General features: G+C 64.9%; 20 protein-coding genes. 10 read left to right on the forward strand and 10 right to left on the reverse strand.

The window, feature by feature from the left end; translation table 11 throughout:
• Positions 1 to 414: 414 nt before the first annotated feature.
• Both BUS42_RS22890 and BUS42_RS22895 read left to right on the forward strand, forming a co-directional pair.
• Entirely contained in the window at positions 415 to 1,917 is a 1,503-nt protein-coding gene (locus BUS42_RS22890) for a MocR-like pyridoxine biosynthesis transcription factor PdxR (RefSeq protein ID WP_074309989.1), read from the forward strand.
• A 388-nt stretch (positions 1,918 to 2,305) separates the two neighbouring features.
• Positions 2,306 to 5,152, forward strand: coding sequence for a M16 family metallopeptidase (locus BUS42_RS22895; RefSeq protein ID WP_074309991.1), 2,847 nt, complete (start codon positions 2,306 to 2,308; stop codon positions 5,150 to 5,152).
• Positions 5,153 to 5,275: 123 nt separating this feature from the next.
• On the opposite strand, the gene BUS42_RS22900 is transcribed toward BUS42_RS22895, so the two are convergent.
• The 9 genes from BUS42_RS22900 to BUS42_RS22940 form a co-directional block, all read right to left on the reverse strand.
• A complete protein-coding gene (locus tag BUS42_RS22900; protein WP_074309993.1) occupies positions 5,276 to 6,601 on the reverse strand; it encodes an IS1096 element passenger TnpR family protein in 1,326 nt (441 codons plus the stop codon).
• A gap of 184 nt (positions 6,602 to 6,785) precedes the next feature.
• Positions 6,786 to 7,859, reverse strand: coding sequence for a sulfate/molybdate ABC transporter ATP-binding protein (locus BUS42_RS22905; protein WP_074309995.1), 1,074 nt, complete (start codon positions 7,857 to 7,859; stop codon positions 6,786 to 6,788).
• A 60-nt stretch (positions 7,860 to 7,919) separates the two neighbouring features.
• Complete coding sequence (locus BUS42_RS22910; protein WP_074309997.1) at positions 7,920 to 8,810, reverse strand: sulfate ABC transporter permease; 891 nt, start codon at positions 8,808 to 8,810, stop codon at positions 7,920 to 7,922.
• Positions 8,800 to 9,630 carry a sulfate ABC transporter permease subunit CysT gene (cysT, locus tag BUS42_RS22915; protein WP_074309999.1) on the reverse strand — a complete coding sequence of 277 codons (831 nt, stop codon included), beginning with the start codon at positions 9,628 to 9,630 and terminating at the stop codon, positions 8,800 to 8,802. The genes BUS42_RS22910 and cysT overlap by 11 nt, the downstream gene beginning before the upstream one ends.
• Entirely contained in the window at positions 9,627 to 10,694 is a 1,068-nt protein-coding gene (locus tag BUS42_RS22920) for a sulfate ABC transporter substrate-binding protein (RefSeq protein WP_074310001.1), read from the reverse strand. The genes cysT and BUS42_RS22920 overlap by 4 nt, the downstream gene beginning before the upstream one ends.
• A 93-nt stretch (positions 10,695 to 10,787) precedes the next feature.
• The gene (locus tag BUS42_RS22925; RefSeq protein WP_074310003.1) at positions 10,788 to 11,237 is read right to left on the reverse strand and encodes an RrF2 family transcriptional regulator; all 450 of its coding nucleotides are present in this window, start codon (positions 11,235 to 11,237) and stop codon (positions 10,788 to 10,790) included.
• 195 nt (positions 11,238 to 11,432) lie between these two features.
• Complete coding sequence (locus BUS42_RS22930) at positions 11,433 to 11,768, reverse strand: hypothetical protein (protein ID WP_074310005.1); 336 nt, start codon at positions 11,766 to 11,768, stop codon at positions 11,433 to 11,435.
• 17 nt (positions 11,769 to 11,785) lie between these two features.
• Positions 11,786 to 13,174 (reverse strand): DCC1-like thiol-disulfide oxidoreductase family protein, encoded by a 1,389-nt coding sequence (locus BUS42_RS22935; RefSeq protein WP_074310007.1) that lies wholly within the window; start codon positions 13,172 to 13,174, stop codon positions 11,786 to 11,788.
• A complete protein-coding gene (locus BUS42_RS22940) occupies positions 13,159 to 13,806 on the reverse strand; it encodes a hypothetical protein (RefSeq protein ID WP_074310010.1) in 648 nt (215 codons plus the stop codon). The genes BUS42_RS22935 and BUS42_RS22940 overlap by 16 nt, the downstream gene beginning before the upstream one ends.
• A gap of 564 nt (positions 13,807 to 14,370) precedes the next feature.
• On the opposite strand from BUS42_RS22940, the gene BUS42_RS43805 reads away from it, so the two are divergent.
• From BUS42_RS43805 to BUS42_RS22960, 3 genes are all read left to right on the forward strand, one after another.
• Positions 14,371 to 15,039 (forward strand): hypothetical protein, encoded by a 669-nt coding sequence (locus BUS42_RS43805; RefSeq protein WP_159452281.1) that lies wholly within the window; start codon positions 14,371 to 14,373, stop codon positions 15,037 to 15,039.
• Positions 15,040 to 15,337: 298 nt separating this feature from the next.
• Positions 15,338 to 16,228: a glycosyltransferase family 2 protein gene (locus BUS42_RS22955; protein ID WP_143206439.1), complete on the forward strand. Its 891-nt coding sequence runs from the start codon at positions 15,338 to 15,340 to the stop codon at positions 16,226 to 16,228.
• 62 nt (positions 16,229 to 16,290) lie between these two features.
• Positions 16,291 to 17,142, forward strand: a complete 852-nt coding sequence (locus BUS42_RS22960) for a class I SAM-dependent methyltransferase (RefSeq protein WP_074310016.1) — start codon at positions 16,291 to 16,293, stop codon at positions 17,140 to 17,142.
• A gap of 256 nt (positions 17,143 to 17,398) precedes the next feature.
• On the opposite strand, the gene BUS42_RS22965 is transcribed toward BUS42_RS22960, so the two are convergent.
• Positions 17,399 to 18,304: an RluA family pseudouridine synthase gene (locus BUS42_RS22965; RefSeq protein ID WP_074310018.1), complete on the reverse strand. Its 906-nt coding sequence runs from the start codon at positions 18,302 to 18,304 to the stop codon at positions 17,399 to 17,401.
• 415 nt (positions 18,305 to 18,719) lie between these two features.
• Between BUS42_RS22965 and BUS42_RS22970 the strand changes: the two genes are divergently transcribed.
• The 5 genes from BUS42_RS22970 to BUS42_RS22990 all read left to right on the forward strand — a co-directional run bounded on the left by BUS42_RS22970 (position 18,720) and on the right by BUS42_RS22990 (position 21,795).
• On the forward strand, positions 18,720 to 19,520 hold the full coding sequence (locus BUS42_RS22970; protein ID WP_074310020.1) for an inositol monophosphatase family protein: 801 nt from the start codon (positions 18,720 to 18,722) through the stop codon (positions 19,518 to 19,520).
• Positions 19,521 to 19,657: 137 nt separating this feature from the next.
• The gene (locus tag BUS42_RS22975) at positions 19,658 to 20,122 is read left to right on the forward strand and encodes a phenylacetaldoxime dehydratase family protein (RefSeq protein ID WP_254053675.1); all 465 of its coding nucleotides are present in this window, start codon (positions 19,658 to 19,660) and stop codon (positions 20,120 to 20,122) included.
• A gap of 6 nt (positions 20,123 to 20,128) precedes the next feature.
• Positions 20,129 to 20,548, forward strand: coding sequence for a hypothetical protein (locus tag BUS42_RS22980; protein WP_074310022.1), 420 nt, complete (start codon positions 20,129 to 20,131; stop codon positions 20,546 to 20,548).
• A gap of 67 nt (positions 20,549 to 20,615) precedes the next feature.
• Complete coding sequence (locus BUS42_RS22985; RefSeq protein ID WP_074310023.1) at positions 20,616 to 21,074, forward strand: DUF1569 domain-containing protein; 459 nt, start codon at positions 20,616 to 20,618, stop codon at positions 21,072 to 21,074.
• A 397-nt stretch (positions 21,075 to 21,471) separates the two neighbouring features.
• On the forward strand, positions 21,472 to 21,795 hold the full coding sequence (locus BUS42_RS22990) for a DUF427 domain-containing protein (RefSeq protein WP_074310025.1): 324 nt from the start codon (positions 21,472 to 21,474) through the stop codon (positions 21,793 to 21,795).
• The last annotated feature ends 422 nt before the right edge of the window (positions 21,796 to 22,217 follow it).

Here is a 22,217-nt window from a genome sequence, read left to right on the forward strand (position 1 = left end):
GGCCAGCTTCGGCCCGTCTTCAGACTTTGACCCGACCGAGATCGACCCCACCGCAGGCTGCCCAGGATCGCCTCCGCCGCAACCCTGGAGGGAAACGAGTGCGGAGAGCAGGAGCAGGAGGATCACAGGCCCCGTTCGCTTCATGGTCAATGCACCCCGATGCGAGGAGATGGCGACCCGTATGATGGGTCGTAAAGGATCATCGGCGCAATACTAAACAATTGTTATTGCGATAATATGTTTGGATTTTGTAGTATTCGTGAAGTTTGCCGACCTGGCACGATTGCGGGTAGAGGCACGACGGCCTCCGAGAATCCCACTTCATATCGTAAGTCAGATTGGCCTTGCGGCAAGAGCCATTATGAGGAACATTGAGAGGGCCATTTTCGTCCCCAAACGCGGAGCGAACGTGTCATGGCCAAGGGCATCCCTCCGGTCTCGCTGTTAGCGATCCCGCTCGACGCTTCGTCGTCGGCGCCCCTCTTCCGCCAACTCTACGACGGCCTGCGCGGGTCGATCCTCGCCGGGTCGCTCAAGCCTGGTGGGCGCCTTCCCGCCAGTCGGACCCTTGCGGTCGATTTGGGGGTGTCGCGGAACACGGTCACCACCGCCTACGATCAACTGCTCGCGGAAGGCTACCTGGAGGGGAAGGTCGGGGCGGGGACGTACGTGACTCGAACCCTGCCGGAGGACGCCCTGCTGGTGCGTCGGGGCAAGGCCGGCGGGGGCGACCTGGGCGGCCAGCCCGGCCGGCTCTCGCGACGGGGTGCGCTTTTGGCGACCACGCCGGCCTGGGTTGTCCGCGGCACGGCCGACCCCAAGCCGTTCCGGCCGGGGGTGCCGGCGATGGATACCCTGCCCCTCGACGACTGGGCGGCCCTGTCCGCGCGACGTTGGCGGCGGTCGACTGGCAACGTCCTCGGTTACGGCGAACCGGCCGGCTACCGGCCGCTCCGCGAGGCGATCGCCGCCCACTTGGGCACGGCGCGGGGGGTCGTCTGTGAGGCCGGTCAGGTGGTCATCGTCGCCGGGACCCAGCAGGCGATCGACCTGGCGACGCGCCTGCTGCTGGACCCGGGGGACCCCGCCTGGATCGAGGACCCGGGCTTCGTGGGCGCCCGAGGGGCGGTCGTCGGGGCCGGCGCGCGACCGGTCCCCGTGCCGGTTGACGGCGAAGGGATGATCGTCTCCGCCGGGGTGGCGCGTTGCCCGGAGGCACGCCTGGCCTATGTCACACCCTCGCACCAGTACCCGCTCGGGGTGGCGATGACCCTGGCACGCCGACTGGAATTGCTCTGCTGGGCCCATCGGGCGGGCGCCTGGATCTTGGAGGACGACTACGACAGCGAGTTCCGCTACATCGGACGCCCCCTGGCCTCGTTGCAAGGCCTCGACCGACAGGGGCGAGTGGTCTACATGGGGACCTTCAGCAAGGTCCTTTTTCCCGCTCTCCGACTCTCCTATCTCGTGGCCCCCCCGGCCCTGGTCGACGCCTTCGTCTCGGCCCTCGCGCTCGCGGGCGGCCCGCCCCCGCTCCATACCCAGGCGGTTCTCGCCGACTTCTTTGCCGAAGGCCACTTCCACCGCCACATCCGAAGGATGCGCTCGCTCTACGCCGAGCGGCAGGAGACCCTCGTCTGCGCGGCGAAGGCCGAGCTGTGCGGCCTGCTCGATGTTGTCCCGTCGGAGACCGGCCTGCAGGTCATGGGCTGGCTCGCTGATGGGATCGATGACCGAGCGGCCTCCCGCTGGGCCGAGGCGGCGGGCGTGGTGGCTCCTCCTCTCTCGTCCTACACGCTCGAACCGATGTCGCGCCAGGGCCTCCTCCTCGGCTACGCGGCCCACTCCACGCGCCAGATTCGCGAGGGCGTGCGCCGTTTGGCGGCGGCCCTCCACCGCGGCGTCAACTCCGTATGAGCCGTGTCGGTCCGTGAGGAGCCGCCGAACATCGCTGAAAAAGTACAAATGTAATTGCGATTAATAAGAATTTTAGATTGTGGTTTGTTGGGATAGATTTCGGTATGCCTGTGTGGCGGCTCTCGCCGCGACTGATTGCATGGTCGCGTACGACTTCGAGAACTCCCCCTGGGATTGCGTCCTTGGGCGGAAACTGTCGCCTTGCCCGCGCACGTCGACTCTTCGCCTGCGCCGGAACGAAGGGGAGCGCGGTCGGGAACCAAACGGGTCGGAGCGACGTACTCCAGGAGGTTTGCAAGCGGGGCCGACTCTGGACGTTCACCCCCGGGAGCGGTTAGAACGGAGCCAGTTCGGACGGCCCAATATCGTTCACGGAGTGAGCACGTTTATGAAACGCGGCATCCTGTCCCTCATGCTCGCGGCGTCGGCCGCTTTGGCGTCGGCCGGCTCCCCGGCGCGCGGCGATGACCGCACGCCCCAGATTCCGCAGCTTAAGGTGGATAAGTACACGCTGCCCAACGGTTTGGAGGTCATCCTCCACGAAGATCACACCACGCCGGTCGTGGGAGTGAACCTCTGGTACAAGGTCGGCTCGAAGAATGAGAAGGCGGGGCGGACCGGGTTCGCTCACCTGTTCGAGCACCTGATGTTCCAGGGGTCGAAGAACCACGACAACGAATACTTCGGGCCGATCGAGAAGGTGGGCGCCCAGATCAATGGCAGCACCAGCACCGACCGGACCAACTACTACGAGAATGTCCCGAGCAACGCCCTCGAACTCGCCCTCTGGCTCGAGGCCGATCGCATGGGCTTCCTCCTGCCGGCCCTGACCCAGGCGAAGCTCGACAACCAGCGCGACGTGGTCAAGAACGAGCGGCGGCAGCGGTATGACAACGTGCCTTACGGTCAGACGGCCGAGACCCTGCTCGAGGCGCTTTACCCACCCGACCATCCCTATTACCACAGCGTGATCGGTTCGATGGCCGACCTCTCGGCGGCCAGCCTCGACGACGTCTCGAACTTCTTCCGCACCTACTACAGCCCGAACAACGCCAGCCTCTGCATCGCAGGGGATTTCGACCCGGCCGAGACCAAGCGGCTGGTCGCCAAATACTTCGGCCCCCTGCCCCGCGGCCCCGAGGTCGCCAAGCTCAAGCCGAACGTTCCCGTCCTGTCCGCGCCTAAGCACATCGAAATGACCGACCATGTCTCGCTTCCGCGCGTGGAACTCGTCTGGCCGACCGGCCAGCGGGGTGACGCCGACGAGCAGGCGCTCGATGTCCTCGCGTTGGTCCTCGGTGGGATCGACAAGGAGAACCGGCTCTTCCGCGCCTTGATGTACGATCGCCAACTCGCCGCGCACGTCGAGGCGGGGCACCCGGCGAGTGCCCTGGCCGGCGAGTTCACCGTCACGATCTACGCCCAGCGCGGCCAGTCGCTCGACAACCTGGTCAAGCTCGCCGACGCCGAGATCGAACGGCTTAAAAAAGACGGCCCGACCCTCGCCGAAGTCATCAAGGCGCAGAACACCCAGGAGAGCCAGCTTGTGGTCGGCCTTCAGGCCGCGGGTCGCAAGGCCGACTTCCTCAACAACTACAACGTCGAGTTCGGCGATCCGCTGGCCTACAAGGCCGAGATGGTCCGGCTCTTCAAGGTGACACCCGAAGATGTGAAGCGGGTGGCCAATCAGTACCTCACGGCCAATCGGATCCGGCTCGACGTCAACCCCGGCGACCCGACGCCTCGCAAGGCCGAGGCGGAGGTCGATCGCTCGAAGCAGACGCCGGCGGAGAGTCCGAAGATCGCCGAGGTCAAGGACGAGTTCGACCGCACCAAGATGCCCGAGGTCGGCCCGACCCCCAAGTACACCCCCCCGCCGGTCACGCGGCGAACCCTGTCCAACGGCCTGGAAGTGCTCATCGCCGAGCGGCACGAGCTGCCGATCCTGACCCTCAACCTGGTGGTCAAGGGGGGCGAGGCCCTCGTACCCGACGGGAAGGAAGGACTCGCCTCGCTGACCGCCGATCTCCTGACCGAGGGGACGACAACGCGGAACTCGCTCGAGCTCGCCGGAGCCCTCTCCGAGATCGGCGCCTCGATCGATGCCAGCGGCAAGCTCGAATCGAGCTCGCTGTCATTGACCACCTTGACCAAGCACACCGACCGCGGACTCGACCTTTACACCGACGTGCTCCTGAACCCGTCGTTCCCCGAGAAGGAGCTGAACCGGCTCCGGATTCAGCGCCTGGCCATGCTCAAGGCGCGGCTCGACAGTGCCGAGGGAATCTCCGGCGTCGTCTTCCCTCGCCTGCTCTACGGCCTGGAGCATCCCTACGGCCGCCCCGATCTCGGCACGCCCAAAACGATCAACTCACTCAAGCGTGAGGATGTCGTTGCGTTCCACAAGGCCTTGTTCTTGCCGAATAATGCCAGCCTGATCGTGGTGGGCGACACGACGCCCGACGCCATCACGGCCGCGCTCGAGAAGGCGATCAAGGACTGGAAGCCCGGCGAAGCGCCCAAGCGGGATTTGCCGACGCCTCCGTCCTCGAAGAAGCCCTTGACGATCTTTCTGGTCGATAAGCCGGCCGCTGCGCAGTCGGTCTTGGCCGTCGGCCAGGTTGGCCTCCCCCGGTCCACCCCCGACTACTTCCCGCTCACCCTCATGAACGCGGTTCTCGGTGGCCAGTTCTCGAGCCGGATCAACCTGAACCTTCGCGAGGACAAGGGGTACAGCTACGGAGCACGGTCGCACTTCGCCTTTCGGATCGGTCCCGGGCCGTTCGAGGCCGGCGGCTCGGTTCAGACCGCGGTGACCAAGGAGGCGCTGATCGAGCTGGTCAAGGAGCTGAACGACATCACGGGGCCCCGCCCGGTCACCGACACGGAGCTCACCTTCGCCAAGGACCGGATCATCAAGGGTTTCCCGAACAAGTTTGAGACGACGTTCGGCGTGGCCGGGACGATGGCCGACCTGGTGCTCTACAACCTGCCGGCGGACTACTTCTCGACCTACCAGTCCAAGATCGACGCCGTGGACAAGGCCGAGGTGGCACGGGTCGCCAAGACCCATCTCGACCCCGACCACATGGTGATCCTGGTCGTCGGCGACCGCTCGAAGATCGAGGCGGGGCTCAAGTCGCTCCCCTACGCCAAAGTGATCAACGTCCTCGACCCCGAGGGGAATCCGCTTCCCCCCGCCGCGACGCAAGGGGCCGAGGAAGGGGCGAAGTAAGTCAGCCGGAACCCGCACGCACCAAACCGCGAGCCTCGGAGGGGCCGTCGTCGAACGACGACGGCCTCGCCGAGGCTCGGTTTCGTTTCAGACGCGTTGGTTGTTGAACGTTCGTTGATGAAGTTACTCGCCCTCGTCCTGATCCTCGTCCTCGTCCTCATCATCCCAGTTCGAGTACTGCTTTGGCGCAGCGCCGTGGCTTTCCACGATCCCTGGGGCCTTGATCTTCACGTTGGGCGGCTCGATCTTTTCCAGTTTGACGGTGAATCTCCAGCAGTCGCCAAAGTCATACAGCAGTTCCATCGACTGTCCGGGTTCCAGCGGCAGTCTGCCGATCGAAATCTCATCAGTCCAGGGCCCCTCATCCGACTCAGGGCTGGAGACACTGACCTTCGATCCCATGGAGTCGGTGTAGGTGAACATGTACAAGTGGTCGGAGTCGAATTTCATCGCACGAAGGATCCAGCCGACCAGCTCGTCCAGAGTGGAGTCGGCCGGCATGGCGATCCGCCGCCAGAGGGTGGGGGCCAGGGACACGCGGAAAAGAAATGTGCCTTCACGCGCCTCCCGCTTTGGAAAAACGAGAGACTCTTGCCACTCCGGGAAATAGGGCTGAAACACCGACTGCCAGATCCCAAACTCGGGTTCGTCAGAGTCTTCCCCTTCAGCCTCCTCCTCTTCGGTCGCTTCGTCCTCCTCCTGCTCCTCGTCCGAGACGACATTTCCCGAGAATGGATCGACTTTGATGGCGAGCAGGGTGAAGACGGCATCGCCGAACGGATTCGGCTTGAGGCTGGTTGGGAGCCAACGCTCACTCCCCCTCGGGGGCTGGCCGACGTTCATGAGCCCGAACAGGTCCATCAAGGCGAGCTGGTAGTAGCCTTCACTGATCCCGATCAGTTCGATAAAGCCGTTTGCCCTGGTTTCGACCTGGCGACTGTTCTCGGGAAGGAACAGCCAGGTCTGCATGCAGGATGACAGCATTGAACCCCTGCGACGACCGTTGCTGTCCCCGACCATGATCGGCCGGCCGTACAGTAACCAGGCTTCGAGCAAGTTGAAGTATTGCTCGGTGGGATTGAGCCGGTTCCACTGCTCGAGCATCGCCGGGTCGAGACTCAGGCGGCTCTTGGCCCCTGTCCCCTCGACGCGGCCAAGGCCGGACGCCCGCAGCAAGAGGTTCAGCCCTTGCAAGTAGGGATGCGACCGGAGTTGCGGACGCTTCAAGGTCAGGCTCAGGTCGAGGGACCGGCTCAGGTGCGGGTCCAGCTCCGGGATGCACGCGATCGGCAGGAGATGGTATTTCCCGGCCGACTTGACCCCCTTGGTCCCCACGTAGTCGAGGATCAGCCCGAAGTCCTTCAGCACCGGTCCGGGCTGGTCGGCGGTAATGACCTGGCTTTGGAGACAGGTCTCCATCGCATGCGTCCAATCGGGTGTTTTCATCATCGCCCCCTTTAATCTCAGCCCGCCCACGAGAATCTACGGGTCGGCCTTGGGACTGTGTTGCCTATCGTTCCTGGAGTTTGAAGGGATCGAACCTAAACGAGCAAGCCCCTACCGGAGAATGGCAGGGGCTTGCGGGGAATCATCGTTTCGACTGGCGAGCGGATTTACGGAAATCGCATTCAGCTCAGATCACATAATTCTCCACGAATCGTTTCGACTCGTGAAACACCTTCCAGTCCTTGGGCGAGACGTAGATATCCTCGCCGTCGGCCAGGGCCAGTTGCAGGCAGCGTTCGCGGGTGAGCTGGACGTTGAGGGTGGTGCCGTCGAGGAGCGTCAGGTCGAGCCGGACCAGGCCGCCGAGCGGGATCAGCTTGCGGATCCGGGCTGACCAGGCGGGGCGGCCGTTGCTCTGGCGGGTGATCTCGAAGTCGTGCGGGCGGACGTAGACGGCCGAATTGTCGTTGGAGTTGGCGACGTCCAGCGGGAGCGGCACCTCGTCCCCCAGCTCCATGCCGAGCACCGTCTCCGCGCGGAGCACGTTGACCGAGCCGAGGAACTCGGTCACGAACGGGCTCGCCGGGTGCTCGTAGAGCTCCTGGGGCGGGCCCATCTGCTCGACCCGGCCCTTGTTCAGGACGATGACCTGGTCGGCGACCTCGAACGCTTCCTGCTGGTCGTGGGTGACGAACAGGCTGGTGACGTGGACCTCGTCGTGGAGCCGGCGGAGCCAGGTGCGGAGCTCGTCGCGGACCTTGGCGTCAAGGGCGCCGAACGGCTCGTCGAGGAGGAGGACCTTGGGCCGGGTGGCCAGCGCCCGCGCCAGGGCGACGCGTTGCCGCTGGCCGCCCGAGAGCTGCGACGGGTAGCGGTCGGCGTGGACGAGCAACTGGACCAGCTCGAGGAGCTCCTCGACCCGGGCCTTGATCTCGCTGGCCGGCGGTCGAGGCTTCTGGACTTGCAGGCCGAACGCCACGTTCTGGCGGATGGTCATATGCCGGAACAAGGCGTAATGCTGGAAGACGAAGCCGACGCCACGCTGCTGCGTGGAGAGGGTGCTGGCGTCCTCCCCCGTGATCTCGACGTCGCCCGAGTCGGCCGGCTCGAGCCCGGCGATGATCCGCAAGATCGTGCTCTTGCCCGAGCCCGAGGGGCCGAGCAACGCGACGAGCTCGCCGGCGGGAACCTCGAACGAGACCCCGCCCACTGCCTGGAATTTTCCGAACCGCTTCGTGAGATTTCGGACCGCGATGGCCACGTCAGCGCCTCCCGCTCGGGTCCGTGGTCGGGCACCCGGTCGTCTCTGGGTCGTGGAATGTCATTCGGACTCCTCGCGAGCCTCGACACGCTTGCGAAACTGTTCCATGCCAATCAACATCACGAACGAGACTCCCGCCAGCAGAACGCTCGCGGCGTAGGCCCCCTCGATGTCGAAGCTCTCGATTCCGTCGTGAACGTAGAGGGTGGCCGTCTGGGTTCGGCCGAGGATGTTCCCGGAGACCACGAGCAGGGCTCCGAACTCGCCCAGGGAGCGGGCGACGGTCAGGGTCACTCCGTAGGCCAGGCCCCAGCGGATCGACGGCAGGGTTACGCTCCAGAAGGTCCGCCACCGTCCCGCGCCCAGGGTGTACGCCACCTCTTCCTGGTCGACCCCGAACTCGCGGAGCACCGGCACGACCTCGCGGACCACGAACGGGAGCGTGACGAAGGTCGTGGCCAGGACCATGCCCGGCAGGGCGTAGACGACCTGGATCCCCATCGGCTCGAGCCACTGGCCGATCCAGCCCTTGCCGCCATAGAGGATGATCAGCATCAGCCCGGCGACGATCGGCGAGATCGCGAACGGAAGGTCGACGATCCCGTCGGCCAGGGTCTTGCCCCAGAAGTTCTGCCGCGCCAGGACGATCGCCAGGGCGAGGCCGAACACGGTGTTGATCGCCGTGGCCAGGAGCGTGATCAGGATCGTCAGGCGGAACGCTTCCCGCGCCGAGGGGGCGGCCAAGGCGTGGAGGAAGGGGCGAAACCCGCCCGCCAGGGCGGCTCGGACCAGGGCGAGGGCGGGAACCAGCACCAGGATCGCGAACCAGGCCACCACCAGACCGATCAGGAGCCAGCGGCCCCAAGGATGGCGATTGCGTTTCAGCACGGTCGGCGGCCCGTTCTGAGTGGTCGGCTTCTCGTCAACTTCCATTTCAAGTTCAACGGCCATGGACGGGCCTCCCATGCCGCTGCATCCGGTTCAGGACGATCAGGATCGCGAGCGAGCTGGCGAGCAGGACGACCGAGACGACCATGGCGCCATCGCGATTGCCGCTCTCGATCTCGCCGAAGATGTACATTGGCCCCGTCTTGGTCTGGAGCGGCCGGTTGCCGGCCACCATCACCACGCTGCCGAACTCGCCCAAGGCCCGGCTGAACGCCAGCGCCGTGCCGGTCAGGATGGCCGGCCAGAGGGTCGGGAAGGTAACCCGGCGGAACGTCGTGAACGCGCCGGCGCCGAGGGTCGCCGCGGCTTCTTCCTCGGCCGGGTCCATCTCGAGGAGGACCGGCTGCACGCTCCGGATCACGAACGGGTACGAGACGAACAGCAAGGCCAGGACGATCCCCGGTTGCTGATAGATTACGCCCCAGCCGTGGCGGCCGAGGAACGAGCCCAGGACGCTCGTGGGGCCGTAGAGCGCGACCAACATCAGGCCGGTGACTACCGTCGGCACCGCGAACGGGACGTCGATCAGGGCATTCATGATCCCCTTGCCGGGGAACGAGTAGCGAACCAGGACCCAGGCGGTCGCCGTTCCCATGACCGCGTTGATGAACACCATCACCAGGGCGGTCGCGAACGTCAGTTTCAAGGCGTGCCAGGCGAACGGGTTGGTCAGCTCCTTCCAGAACGCCCCGAACCCCGGTTCCGCCGCCCGGACGCTGAGGGCCGTCAAAGGGAGGACGACCATCAGCCCGAGGTATGCGAGCGCTGTTCCGCGAAGCACGAGGTCGGATTTCGATGCACCGATCGGTGCTTGGCGGCTCATTGTGCCCGGCCCTTGGATCGAGTGAAGAGCGAGTCCCAGACCCCGCCCGGGTCGTACACCTCTTTGTTGATCTTGGTCCAGCCGCCGAGTTCTTTCATGGTGAAGAGTCGAGGAGGAAGCGGTCGTCGGCCGGGGGGATCGAGCCTGGAGTCAAGCGGCCGAAATCCGTAGTCGGTCAGGATCCGCTGGGCCTCCTCGGTGCGGAGGTAGTCGAGAAAGGCAGCGGCCACCGCGCGGTTGCCGTGTTTCTTCACCGAGGTCTCCACGATCGCCGCCGGCCCCTCAATCTGGAGCGTGGCCGACGGGATCACGTAGGGGGCCGCGATCCCTTTCCGCTTGTCTTGCAGGAGCAACTCGTTCTCATAGGTGACGATTGCGTCGCCAGTGCCGCGTTCGAAGGTCGCCATGCTCTGTCGGCCCGAGCTGTCCATGTTGACGACGTTGGCTTGGACCCGGCTCAAGAGGTCGCGGGCCGCGGTCGGATCGGGCGTCTTCGGGTCATGGAGCAACCCGGCACCGTAGATCGCGTTGATGTTCCATTTCGCGCCTCCCGACGTCTTCGGGTCGGGGTAGAGCACACCGACGCCCGGCCGCGCCAGATCGTCCCAGTCCTCGATCTTCGCGGGATTGCCCGGGCGGACTCCGATGACGACGATGCTCCGCGTGATCAGGCCGCGTCCCGGCCCCGATTTCCAGTCTTTGTCGACCAGGCCTTCCTTGACCAGGCGATTGACGTCCCCGTCCAGGGAGAGGACGGCCACATCGGCGTCGAACCCGGAGACAATGGCCCGGCTCTGTGCCCCCGAGGCGTTGTACGACTCCTCGAACCGGACCAGCCGCCCCGTCTTCTGCTTCCAGTGCGCCGCGAACCCGGGGAGGATTTTCTCGTGGAAGGCGTCGCGGACCACCGAGTAGGCCCCGATCGTCAGGGTGTCGTCGCCGTTCCCGGCGCCCCGAACCGGGCCGCAACCGGTGGCGGCCAGCAAGACGAGGCAGAGGCCGTAGGCCCCGAGCCGCGCCGAAGTCCGCGGGCGGCCGATGATCGAGGAGGTCGCTTGTTCCATTGATCCCTTCACGCGGCGGCATACGCCGATGCTATCCCGGCGTCGTTCGCACGCCCTTCCCAGAGACGCACGTCGTCTCTTTTGCTGGTGATTTCAGATGATCCAGTCGCCGACGTATCCCCGTTTCCGCTCGTGGTTCTCACGCACCAGATCGGCAAACGTGGTCCGATCGACGACGTCGGAGATCGCCTGGCGGACCCGGCCCCAGAACCCGAAGAAGTGGCATTCACCGTGGAAATCGCATTCCTTGTGACGCGACTGGCTGACGCAGTCGACCGGCGCGATCGGGCCGTCGACATACCTCATGATCTCGCCGACGGTCAAGTCGTCGGCGGCGCGCAACAGGCGATAGCCCCCTTCGGCCCCGCGCCGGCTCTGCACGAATCCGCCCCCTTTGAGCTGGCCCAGGATGACCTCGAGGAACCGGATCGGGATCATCTCCCGCTCGGCGATCTCGGCGATCTTGAGCGGCTCGGAACTCGCATGTTCGGCCAGGGCGTAAATCGCTCGAACCGCATAATAACACTTCGACGAAACACTCATCGGTGCCTACCCCGCTTAGGATTTAAGAAATCATCTCTATTTCGACTAGAGAAGTCAAGATGGAGCTTCGCGCCAGCCCACTGCGGGGCTGGCGGAGGATGGATGGCGGGCGATCTGGGAGCCAGCTTGCTGTCGTTTCGGAGAATGTCGACTTGCACGGCCCGCGATTGATTCAGGAAGGGGGGGAGGCGCGGCTCAGTCGGTCTCTTCCTTGATCCCCAACTCGATCACGGGGGCCGATTCTTCGACGGCAAATTCGACGATCCCCAGTTGCTCGCCGAGGCCTTTGGGCGCAAACGAGAGCAGTCCCCGGCGCTCTGCACAGGCCATACAGAGCCGTTCATCGCCGCGGAGCACGACGATCTCGCCGTCATAAACGCGATGATAGTAATCCTGGCCGGGGGCCATCATGTAACAGAATTCGCGGTCATTGCCCACTTTCTGCGCCACGCGCCAGCCGGGTTCGAGCAAGTAGAGGCGGCGCGGCGGACACTCACCACCGTGGTCGGGGCGACTCGGTGTCTCGTTCATGGGGCGCTCTCCCGTCATCAAGTCAGGGACGAAGGGGGGTGGATGCCGCAGACGTCGTCGGTACAGAGCACGTCGCGGGGGCGCGAGGCCGCAATTGCATTGTAAGCCCGGTGGCCGCCCCAGGAAAGCACGGGGAGCGAGCCGACCAGACCCAGCGGCCAGAACAGGGGAATCCAGCGGCTGAGCGTGACCACGGCGTCGTAGCCGACGTCGATCCGGCCGTCGGCCCGAACCAGGTGCATCGCCTTCATGCAGGCCGCCTTGGTCAGGCTCGGGTGGACCGTCGCCACGTCCACGGCGGTCAGGTCGACCGGCTCGAGCAGGCGGTCCGGGTCGCCCGCGGTCAGCAGCGCCATCGACGCCCGACAGCGCGGGCAGGCGCCGTCATAGAGGACGCGGCCGGCCGACTGCTTGCCGTCGCCGCCGACCAGGCTCCGCAACCAAGGGCCGGAGACGAAGGCGAGGTTGCCCGCGAACATGGCCAGCCCGAATTCGGTCAGGCCGGGCGCGGAGATCGCGATCCCGACGTGCATCAGCAGCGCCGTCAACAGGAGCAAGGGGCGGAGCACCCGCACCCAGATGAGGACCGGATAGCCGAGCTCGAACGCGAGGGCGGAATGGGTCAGCAAGTTCAGGAGCCAGGGGTAAGCGGCCAGCCAGGTCAGGTCGAGCTGGCCGAACTCGGCCGAGGCGAGTACGCCCCAGATCGCCGTCCCCGACCACCAACTGGGCCCTTGGAGTTTCGCCAGGCCGGCCATCCCGTAGATCAAGACCAGGTGAAGCTGAATCAGCCGAAGCGCCAGGTTGGCCGACACCGAGGGCTCGGGGACGCCCGATGGGACCGTCCAACGGCCGTCGTGACGCCGCCGGGCGACCGCCGCGCGGGCCAGGCGATACCGCGCCAGGAAGCGGTCGAGCGAGACCGCCTGGCCACTCGCGAACGTGAACGCCAGGTAGAGCGTCCAGGCCGAGACGATCTGGTCGAACCCGAACAGCGAAACCGGAACCCGCCGCGCGACCGAGACCACGATCACCCAGGCGAGCACCGCCGTCACCCGGCTCCAGAGGCCGACCGTGAACAGGGCGACCACGACCAGGCAGGCGACCCAGACCAGTCGCAGCAGCGCGTCGGGCACATGGAACCAGAACGACCAGGCGGCCGGTGCCTGCATCCGGTGCACGAACCGGACCGACTCGGGATCGGCCCATCCGTCCGACCCGAAGAAGGCGTGAAGGTCGAGTCCGTAGACCAGCAGGTTCCAGAACAGCAAGACCCCGACGCTGATGCGAATGAGGCCCAGAGCCGTCGGGTCGGCGGGCGTGAAGAAGAAGCGGTTCCAACCGCGCCGGACCGTGTTGAGGAGGTGCGCGGGGTATTCGACCAGGCTGTTCAGAAAGCGTCGCAAGAGAACTCTCCGATCCGTTCCGGCGTGGTATAAAACTCCTCGGCGTCGAGGTTCACGCGCGGGTGGCCTGGGGCCGCAAGTTCTTGCCGGACCCGCTCGAGGTCCGGAATCAGATGAGTCTGCGTGACGAGCGTGATCGTCGCGGCGCCGGGGTGGCTCCGCGCCAGATGCCGCGCGTAGGACCGTGCCCAGGTGCTCTTGGCACCGTCGCCGGTGATCGCTCGGGCGGTCTCGAAATCGACCACCAGGTGATTGGCCAAGGCGAGTTGGCGTTGATAGCGCAGGCTCGGCCGAACTGTCCGGTCGGGGAGACGAATCGTCACGTCGGGGCGGCCGTCGGCATAGTGGATCGTCGCGATCGCGATCGGGGTCGGCGGTGGCTCGGGGGCGTAATAACGGTAGGTGTACCCCTGGTCGATCCGTTGGAAATAGCCGGCGAACGGTTGGACGAGCGCCTGCTCGAGGATCGAGGACGGGGGAGCCGCCAATGCGCCGGCGAGCAACGCCGTCCCATGGATCAGCAACCCGACCGTGACCAGCCCACGCGCCCAGCCCGGCCATCCGCGCTCCGGAGGGAGTCGGTCTGGGCTCTCTGGGTGGTCGGCATTGAATTTGCTGACTTTGCTGGCCAACGGCCGCTCCTTGGATGTCGACAGAATCGTTACGAACCGACTCTGGAGCCACGAGTGCGCCACGGTTCGCGGCCGTCCGCGAAGGTCCGGATCCGAGCTGAAAACGAAGCCTGCCGAGACCGGTTCTCCATCGACCCGCGACGGGAATCGAGAACCGGTCGTGCTTGAGAATCAGTGAGCCCGCCCCTCATCGTCGCAATCCGGTTCGTGCGATTGCTGGGCGTCGTAATCCTTGATCCTAACAACTCCACGGAAGTCAGGCCAAGAGCGATCGAAAGATCGACCATTAGGGATATTCGGAAAATTTGCTATAAGTCTCCCAAACAGTTGTTGTCTCGCCATTTTCACACGGGGATGTTGCAATCGTGCCGTTCACGGATTAGACTTTGCGAGGAATGAGAAGAGTCTAGCGATCAAGGCAACTCGGCGGATTGCTGGGGTGGGGTCGATCGGCTCAAATGGGGCGAGCCAGACTCTTGAGCATCCGACTGATTACGAAGGTACGTCTCGTGGTGGTTGCCGGCCCCGCGTTTGGTCATCTCGAATTGCACCAGGAGGTCTGAAATGCAGGGAACGATCGTTTTGTTGATGGCCCTTAGTGGCGTCGGTTGTCACCACAAGAACTGTGGTCCGACCCTTGCCCCGTCGTGCTACAGCTCGTGCTATAGCTCCTGCTACAGTTCGGCGCCCGTGAGCTACACGACGTACGTAGCTCCCTCCTGCTACAGCTCCTGCTATAGCAGCTGCTATTCTTCGTCCTGCTATTCTTCGTCCTGCTATTCTTCGTCCTGCTACAGCAGCGCCTGCTACAGCAGTGCGTGCTACAGCGGCGGTTGCTATGGTGGTTGCTACGGTGGCAAGCATCATGGTGGCTTGTTCCGTGGGCTGTTCGGCCACAAGCGACACAATAGCTGCTGCGACGCGGCCTACGCGACCGTGAGCTGCTACAGCGGTTGCTACGGCTCGAACTATGCTCCGGCGGTCTACGGCAGCTACACGCCGGTCTACTCGGGTGATGCCTACGCCTCGAGCCAGGCCTACCCGACCGGCCAGTCGACCTGGAGCCCCGCGGCTCCGACTCCGGCCCCGGCCGCCGCTCCGGCTGCCCCGGCCAGCTCGACCGAGGTTGCTCCCCCCGCCCCCGCCGCCTCGGTTCCGGCCGCTCCCGCTGCGGAGAGCACCCCGCCGCCGCCCCCGGCCCCGGCGACCGATGCCCCCGCGCCGCCCAAGTAATGATCGCTCAGGGATTCTGAGGTGACCAAGCCCCGCGAGGGGCTCTGATAATCGAGGGCCTGAACGGCCCCAACGGTCCATCGTGGCGTCGCGACGCCACGATGGACCGCTTTATTGTTAGAGGCGGGCGATTCTTGATCCTTTTAGAATGCTTGGGCCGGTGGGCTGGTAGGGACAATGAGCGTTATGCTAGCTTTCTCGAATCAGGTTCGGTTATAATCCCTGGCACAAAGCCGTCCGGCGGGGATAGGCGCCTGGGCGTTGATGCCAGTCAAGGGAATCGAAGGAACGTCTCCCGATGTCTACCACCCTCCCGCATTCCTCGTCCATGACCTCTTTAAATTCAAACAGCGATCCCGACCAACTCTCAACGACCCCCGACGACGATCATGCCCGTCGCGAGTGGTTGATCCGCAACCTCGGCGAGACGGTCTGTCGCCAGCTCGGCATTTACCGGATCCCCGATGATCTGGTCCTTTCCGTGGTCATTCCGGTCTACAATGAAGTCCGGACCCTGCATGAGATCCTCCGGCAGGTCCGTGCGGTCCCGATCGCGAAGCAGATCATTCTCGTCGATGACTGTTCGACCGATGGCACTACGGATCTGCTTCGCAAGTGGGCCGAAACGGAGTCCGACCTGACGGTCGTCTTCCACGAGAAGAACCGGGGCAAAGGGGCCGCCCTGAGGACGGGCTTCGCCCACGCAACCGGTCAAATCGTCATCGTCCAGGACGCCGACCTCGAATACGACCCTGCGCAGTACCCCCAATTGATTCAGCCGATTGTTGAGGGCCATGCTGACGTCGTCTACGGCTCTCGGTTCAGCGGCGAGTCGCACCGGGTGCTCTACTTCCGGCACACGCTGGGCAACAAGTTCTTGACGTTCCTGTCCAACTGGTTCACCAATCTGAACCTGACGGACATGGAGGTCTGCTACAAGGTCTTCCGTCGCGAGGTGATTCAGGGGATTACCCTGGAGAGCAACCGGTTCGGGTTCGAGCCGGAAGTGACGGCCAAGGTCGCCCGGTTCAAAGTCCCGGCGATTGGAGACCGGCCGGCGCGGCTGTGCCGGATCTACGAAAGACCGGTCAGCTACAATGGGCGGGATTATCACGAAGGGAAGAAGATCGGCTGGAAAGACGGCGTGCAGGCCTTGTACTGCATCGTCCGCTACGCCCTGGCCGATTAATCCCGAACGTCAGGTCGCCTCTACTTTCTCTCTCTCGGTCGGTCGGACGGGGAGCGCTCGCCATGACGCGGTTTCGGCTTCTGGGAACCGCGCTGGCCGCGGTTCACCTCATGCTCCAGGCTCCGCTGGCCGCGCAGGTGACGGAGACGCCCCCTCAGCCGAGTGCGATCGAGAAGGCGAAGGACCAGGAGTCGACGAACGAGAAGGCGAAGGCGAAGCCGGCACGACGGCCTCGCCGCTCGTCCGGCCCTCGGATGTACATGGGCCGGCCAATCGCCGACGTGATGTCGTTCCACGGCGCCGACTGGCTCGTGCGCGACACGCGGGAGCAAGAAGAGCAGCCCGAGGCAATGCTCGACGCCCTGAAGATCAAGCCGGGGTCGACCGTGGCCGACGTCGGCGCCGGAGTCGGCTACACGAGCCTCAAGCTCGCTCGCCGGGTCGGATCCGACGGAATCGTGCTGGCGACCGACGTCCAGCCCGAGATGCTCCAGATGCTTGCGGCCAACGCTCGCGCGGCCGGCCTGAAGAACGTCCGGCCGATCCGTTGCACGTCGACCGACACCAAGCTACCCGAAGGCAAGGTGGATCTGGTGCTGATGGTCGACGTCTACCACGAGTGCGTCGACCCCGAGACCACGCTTCAAGGGGTACTCAAAGCCTTGAAGCCGGGGGGCCGACTCGTCCTGGTCGAATTCCGCGGCGAAGATCCTGAGGTGCCGATCAAGCCCGAGCACAAGATGACCTTCGCCCAGGTCCGCCGCGAACTCGAACCGCAAGGGTTCAAGTTCAAGGAGAAGTTCGACTTCCTCCCCTGGCAACACATCATCGTCTTCGAGAAGCCGGCTGCGAAGGAGAAGGATCAGGACAAACTTGAGGACCCGTCGGTACGTTCCAAGACCGACAATCCTTGAGAATTCCTTTCCCCACCTGGGATTGGCATTGATGAGGAGGGACAGGGAGCTCACGCTCCCCGCTCGCCTTTCAGGCGAGCGAAATCCACCAAAAGGTCAGCGCTCGCTCGCCCCAAAGGCGAGCGGGGAGCGTGAGCTCCCTGTCTTCCTGAGGTGAGGACGCAGTACGGGGTGACGCCCCTCCCCCCTAGCAATTCAATTTTTCATTCCATCCAAGCCCAAGATCGGGCCTGTCGCCCGCGGCCTCAGCCCTGGCTCATCCCCCTGCCCCGCGGATTCCGTACCGGTTGCGGAGGTCGACGATCAAAGCGTCCATGTCGTGAGGGACGGTGGCCTCGACCATGATGTCCTGGCCGGTGAGCGGGTGCCGAAACCCGAGCGTCTGGGCGTGCAGCGCCTGGCGTTGGAACTGGGCCTTGCAGCGTGGACGATTGCGGGGGCGGTAAACGGCGTCGCCGACGACCGGATGGCCGATCTCGGCCATATGGATCCGGATCTGGTGGGTTCGACCGGTCTCGAGCCAGCAGGCCACGAGGCTGGCGACCGGTCCGAACTGCTCGATGACCCGGTAGTGGGTGATCGCCGCCCGTCCCTCTCCGGGCCGTCGCCCAACGCCGCGTCTCAGGTCGCCGCGGTCGGTGATCAAGGGGAGGTCGATCGTGCCGCTGGCGCGGGTGGGCAGGCCTTCGACCACGGCGAGATACTGCCGCTCGATGTCGTGCGCTTTGAACAGGGCCTGGAAGGCGCGGACGGCTTCGTGGGTCCGGGCCAGGGCGAGCGCACCGGAGGTGTCCTTGTCGAGCCGGTGGACAACCCCCACGAACGGCCTGGGGTTGCCGTGGCGAAGCGTGAGATAGCGGCCGGCGCGCTCGATCAAGGTGTCGCGCTCGCGGTCGGGGGTGGGCAGGGTCAGGACGCCGGCCGGCTTGTCCACGATCAGGACGTGTGGGTCCTCATGGAGGATCCGGAGCCGTCCGGCGACGATTCGTGCCTTGGGACGATTGGGGAAGAACTCGATCGGGGTGTCGGTCTCGACCTCCCGCCCGGGTTCGTCGCAGCGCTCCCCTTCGAGGTCAATCCGACCATTGCGCACGGCATCCTGCGCGGCCCTTCGTGAGAGGCCGAATTTCTCGGAGACGAGTTTATCGAGGCGGATCGGCATACGTGACAGTCACCCTAACCCAGCGCGATTTGGCTGATGCCTGCCCAAGGGGACAAGTCTTTTTTTTGAGGGATTGGATCCGCACGTTTCGTGAGAAAAACGTCATGGGGAGGGGCGGCCCTCCGTCCCTGACGACCGCCCGTTTCCCGCGACCCCGCCGGCCCGAAGCCAGGCGAGGAGCGCGGGCAGTCTCAATGGGGACACGGTCGTGCCGTCAACGATTCTCGACTGTCGAGGACGTCCGTGCCCGTATCGGCCTATTGTACCGTCGAATCAGGATGATTCCACCCCTTCGCCGATCGAGACTCCGCGGCAGGCGGCGCGCGGCGCGAATCCACCTTGCCGTCGGCACCGGCGATGGCATACCTTTGGGGAGTCTCACCGCTTTGAGTTCGACCCCGCCGGAACGACCCGAATGCATGACCCCGCGCCGCTTGCCGCCGACCTGGATTTCGTGAAGGCCCTGGCCGCCGAGGTCGCGATCGTGGCCCTGGGGCGATTCCGCGGGGTGACCCCCCAAGAGAAGGAAAACCAGAGCTTTGTCACCGACCTCGACCATGACCTCGAACAGTTGATCCGCCAGCGGCTCGGCCAGCGGTTTCCGAACGACCGGCTCACCGGTGAGGAATACGCCGAGACGGGAGGGGGCGGCCCGAGACGGTGGTCGATCGACCCGATCGACGGGACCGGCAACATGGTCCACGGGCTGCCGCTCTGGGCGATCAGCATCGGCCTGCTCGACCAGGGAGAGCCGGTGCTCGGCGTGATCGCGATCCCTCCCTTGGGCGAGCTGTTCTGGGCCGTCAAAGGGGGCGGAGCCTGGCGCGACGGCGAGCGACTCACGGTGCGCGACGCCGAGTCCTTTCACGTCCAGGACAACGTCTGCGTCGGGACCAACGCCTTGCGGGCGGTCGACCCCAGGTCCTTGCCGGGTCGGCTTCGCGACCTCGGTAGCGCCTGCTGCGAGATGACCTTCGTCGCCGCCGGCCGGCTCCAGGCTTGCACCTTCCTCGGCGAAGCCGCGCACGACGTGGCCGCCGGGGCGGTGATCGCGGCCGAGGCGGGCTGTCACTTCGGCACGATCGACGGCCAGGTCCTCTCCCCCACCGAGCTGGTCGCGAATACCCCCGTCGCCCGCCCGACTTTCGTCGCGCCTCCCCGTCGCCTTGCGGCGCTCATGGCCGGCGCGCGGCTCTTCAAGCCCGAGCCTTCGTGATCAAGAAATCCGGAACGCGGAAAACTCGGGAATTGAAAACATGGGAAATTCAGCAAAATTAACAAATTGAATCATCTCTCCGCCGTGCTCTTTCGTGGCTGAACTTTCTCGGGTTTGCATGTCTCGCGGAGTGCTCTGTGCAACGCGTTATCGCCAGTTTGCCCGAGTCGATGGCCGAGCTCTGTCTGATCCGGCTGGGGATCCAGGTTCGGAGCGTTCGGGCCGTTTTTTCCGCCATTCGCCTGGCTCGGGCGATCGATCGTTCGGCGGCCGACGCGATTGCCGCGGGGGCGGGACTCTTGCATTCCGAGCGGTTCTCGATCAACCGCAACCATTTCGGCGTGTTGCAGTATTGGCGAAGCTTCGAGGATCTGGAGGCATGGTCGCACCGGCCGCCCCACTCGGAGTGGTGGCGTCACGCCGTGGAGCGGATGCGAACCAAGGGCGACCTAGGGATCTACCACGAGACGTTTCTTGTGCCTCGCGACCGTATCGAGTCGATCTATCTCGATTGTGCGCCCGCGGGGCTGGCCGTGTTCGGAACCACCGGTGAGCCCGTCGGGTCGATGACGACCAGCCGGGGTCGCCTGGGGCGAGGGTAAAACGCAATGGGTCACTGGGGCGTGAAAAGCTACGAGAACGACGACGCGTCCGACGCTCTTGAGGCGGGGTTCGACGAGGTCCATGGCGCAGTCTACGACGACCTGATGGACGACCGCAGCCCATTAACATTTGAGCAGGTTCAAGCGAAGCTCGCCGATGCCCGGACCCTCGCCGCCGCACTGGCCGCCCTGAGCGCAACAGTGGGAGCGCCGTTCGAGGAGTGGGACGAGGTCGAGCGGCTTGCGTTCGCCGGAGTCGTCGTCCGTCACGCCGAGCTTGACGTGCCGATCCCCGACGAGGCTCGGACTCGGGCGCTCGACTGGCTCGAGTACGAGGAGATCGAATGGGACGAGACGACTGCGCGGCGGTTGCGCCGGGAGAAAGAGGTCGCCCTGCTGCGGAAAATCAAGCCGCCGGTGGCTTGAGCTCCTCATGATTATGGGGGGGAGAGGGATGGGATTTCGCGGTGTCGACGACGGAGAATCGCCTGTTATGGCCGAGCGCCGGACTTTGAGCTTCGCCACACTCGATCGTGTCATGCCCGATGTGGATCAGCTTCTCGAGGGGCACGAGACGGTGGGGAATTGGTCCCTGGGACAGATCTGCAATCACCTCGCCACGGCGATCACCGCCTCGGTCGACGGCATCCCGATCCGCGCCCCCTGGATTTATCGGAAGACGATCGGGGTGATGGCTCGTCGTCGGCTCTTCCAGAGCGGCCGGATGGCCACCGGATTCCAACTCCCCGCTCAATACTGCCCCAAGCCCGGCCTCGATGCGCGTGCCGAGGCCGAGGCGCTTCGCGCGACCTTGCGGTACTATGCCGGCTTCCAAGAGCCGCTGGCCATGCACCCGCTCTTCGGCTGGTTGACACGTGACCAGTGGGACCGACTCCACGTCATCCATTGCGCTCACCACCTCAGCTTCGCTCGCCCCCAAGGCGAGCGGTGAGCTGATCGCTCCCCGTCGTTGTTGCCTCGGGTTGGAGTGACGTGGCAGTCCGCTCGCCGCCGCTCCCCGTCGCTTTTTTTACTCCATTTGGATTCCATGGTGGGCCGCGCCCACCTGACGTGTCGCGCACCTGTCCGCCGGGATTCACCCCCACGGATCGCCCAATCCGGTCATCCAGATCGGGGAGTCCTCCCGAGTGCATTGCGTTCAGCCGCAAATTAGAAAGCCGCGAGATCTCGGCCGTAGTCGGCTGATTCGCGCTCGCGAGCTCGTGGCGACCGTTGTCTGAGCTGTCGTCGACCAGGGGGGCCGAATCGGGTATAGTTCGCCTGACAGGTTGAGTGCGCGCGGCGGCGTTCTCCTCAAGTGACACGAGATCAGGAAGGAACGTTGACCGGTGGGCGTCATCATTCGCGAGAAGAACTCGGGCACTCCCTTGGCCGAGGCGGTCGCCGGCCGTGGGCTCCTCACATATGAGGGGAATCTTTACTACGATTCCCGCCTGGTCAATCACCAGGTGCTTCGGGTGAGCGATCGGACCTACACTTGCCCCGTGAAGGGGACGTGCCATTGGGTCGATTTCGTTGATCCCCAGGGACAACTTGTGCAGGACGTGGCCTGGGTCTACGCTGACCCCAAGTCAGGACACGAAGCGATCAAGGACCGATTCGGCTTTTACGCCGGTGCCCGCGGCGCGACCCGCCAGGACGACGCCCGCTAATCGTGCACCGAGCGTTGTCGCGGTTTCGGACTTCAGCGGTCCCCCCACCTGTTGCCCATTGCGGCATGATTGTGGCATGGCCCCCCGCCTGTCGGGAACGCGCGCCAAGGAGGCCATTCCTCCTTGGTTCGCCCCGCTGGGGCCACAAGGCACCCACCCATCGGAACGGCCTCATACGCCAACTTGAGTGGATGCTCAAGGGGGCAAAACCGGGCCGGGGTCGACGGACCCCAAGCCAAGCCCACCCAACGGTAAACCGCGGGAAGACTTGACGTTTCGCTTTCCGACCTCGATCGCTCCGAAGTGGCCGGCGGGTCGGTTGTGCGCCCGGATCACCGCCACGAGTCGGTCCGCTCGGCCCGCCTCTGCGGTCGGATCGGTGCTGGCCTTGGCTTCGCCCGACATTCACTCCATGAATTCAA

This window comes from Singulisphaera sp. GP187 (genome assembly GCF_900129635.1).
Classification (GTDB): Bacteria; Planctomycetota; Planctomycetia; order Isosphaerales; family Isosphaeraceae; genus Singulisphaera.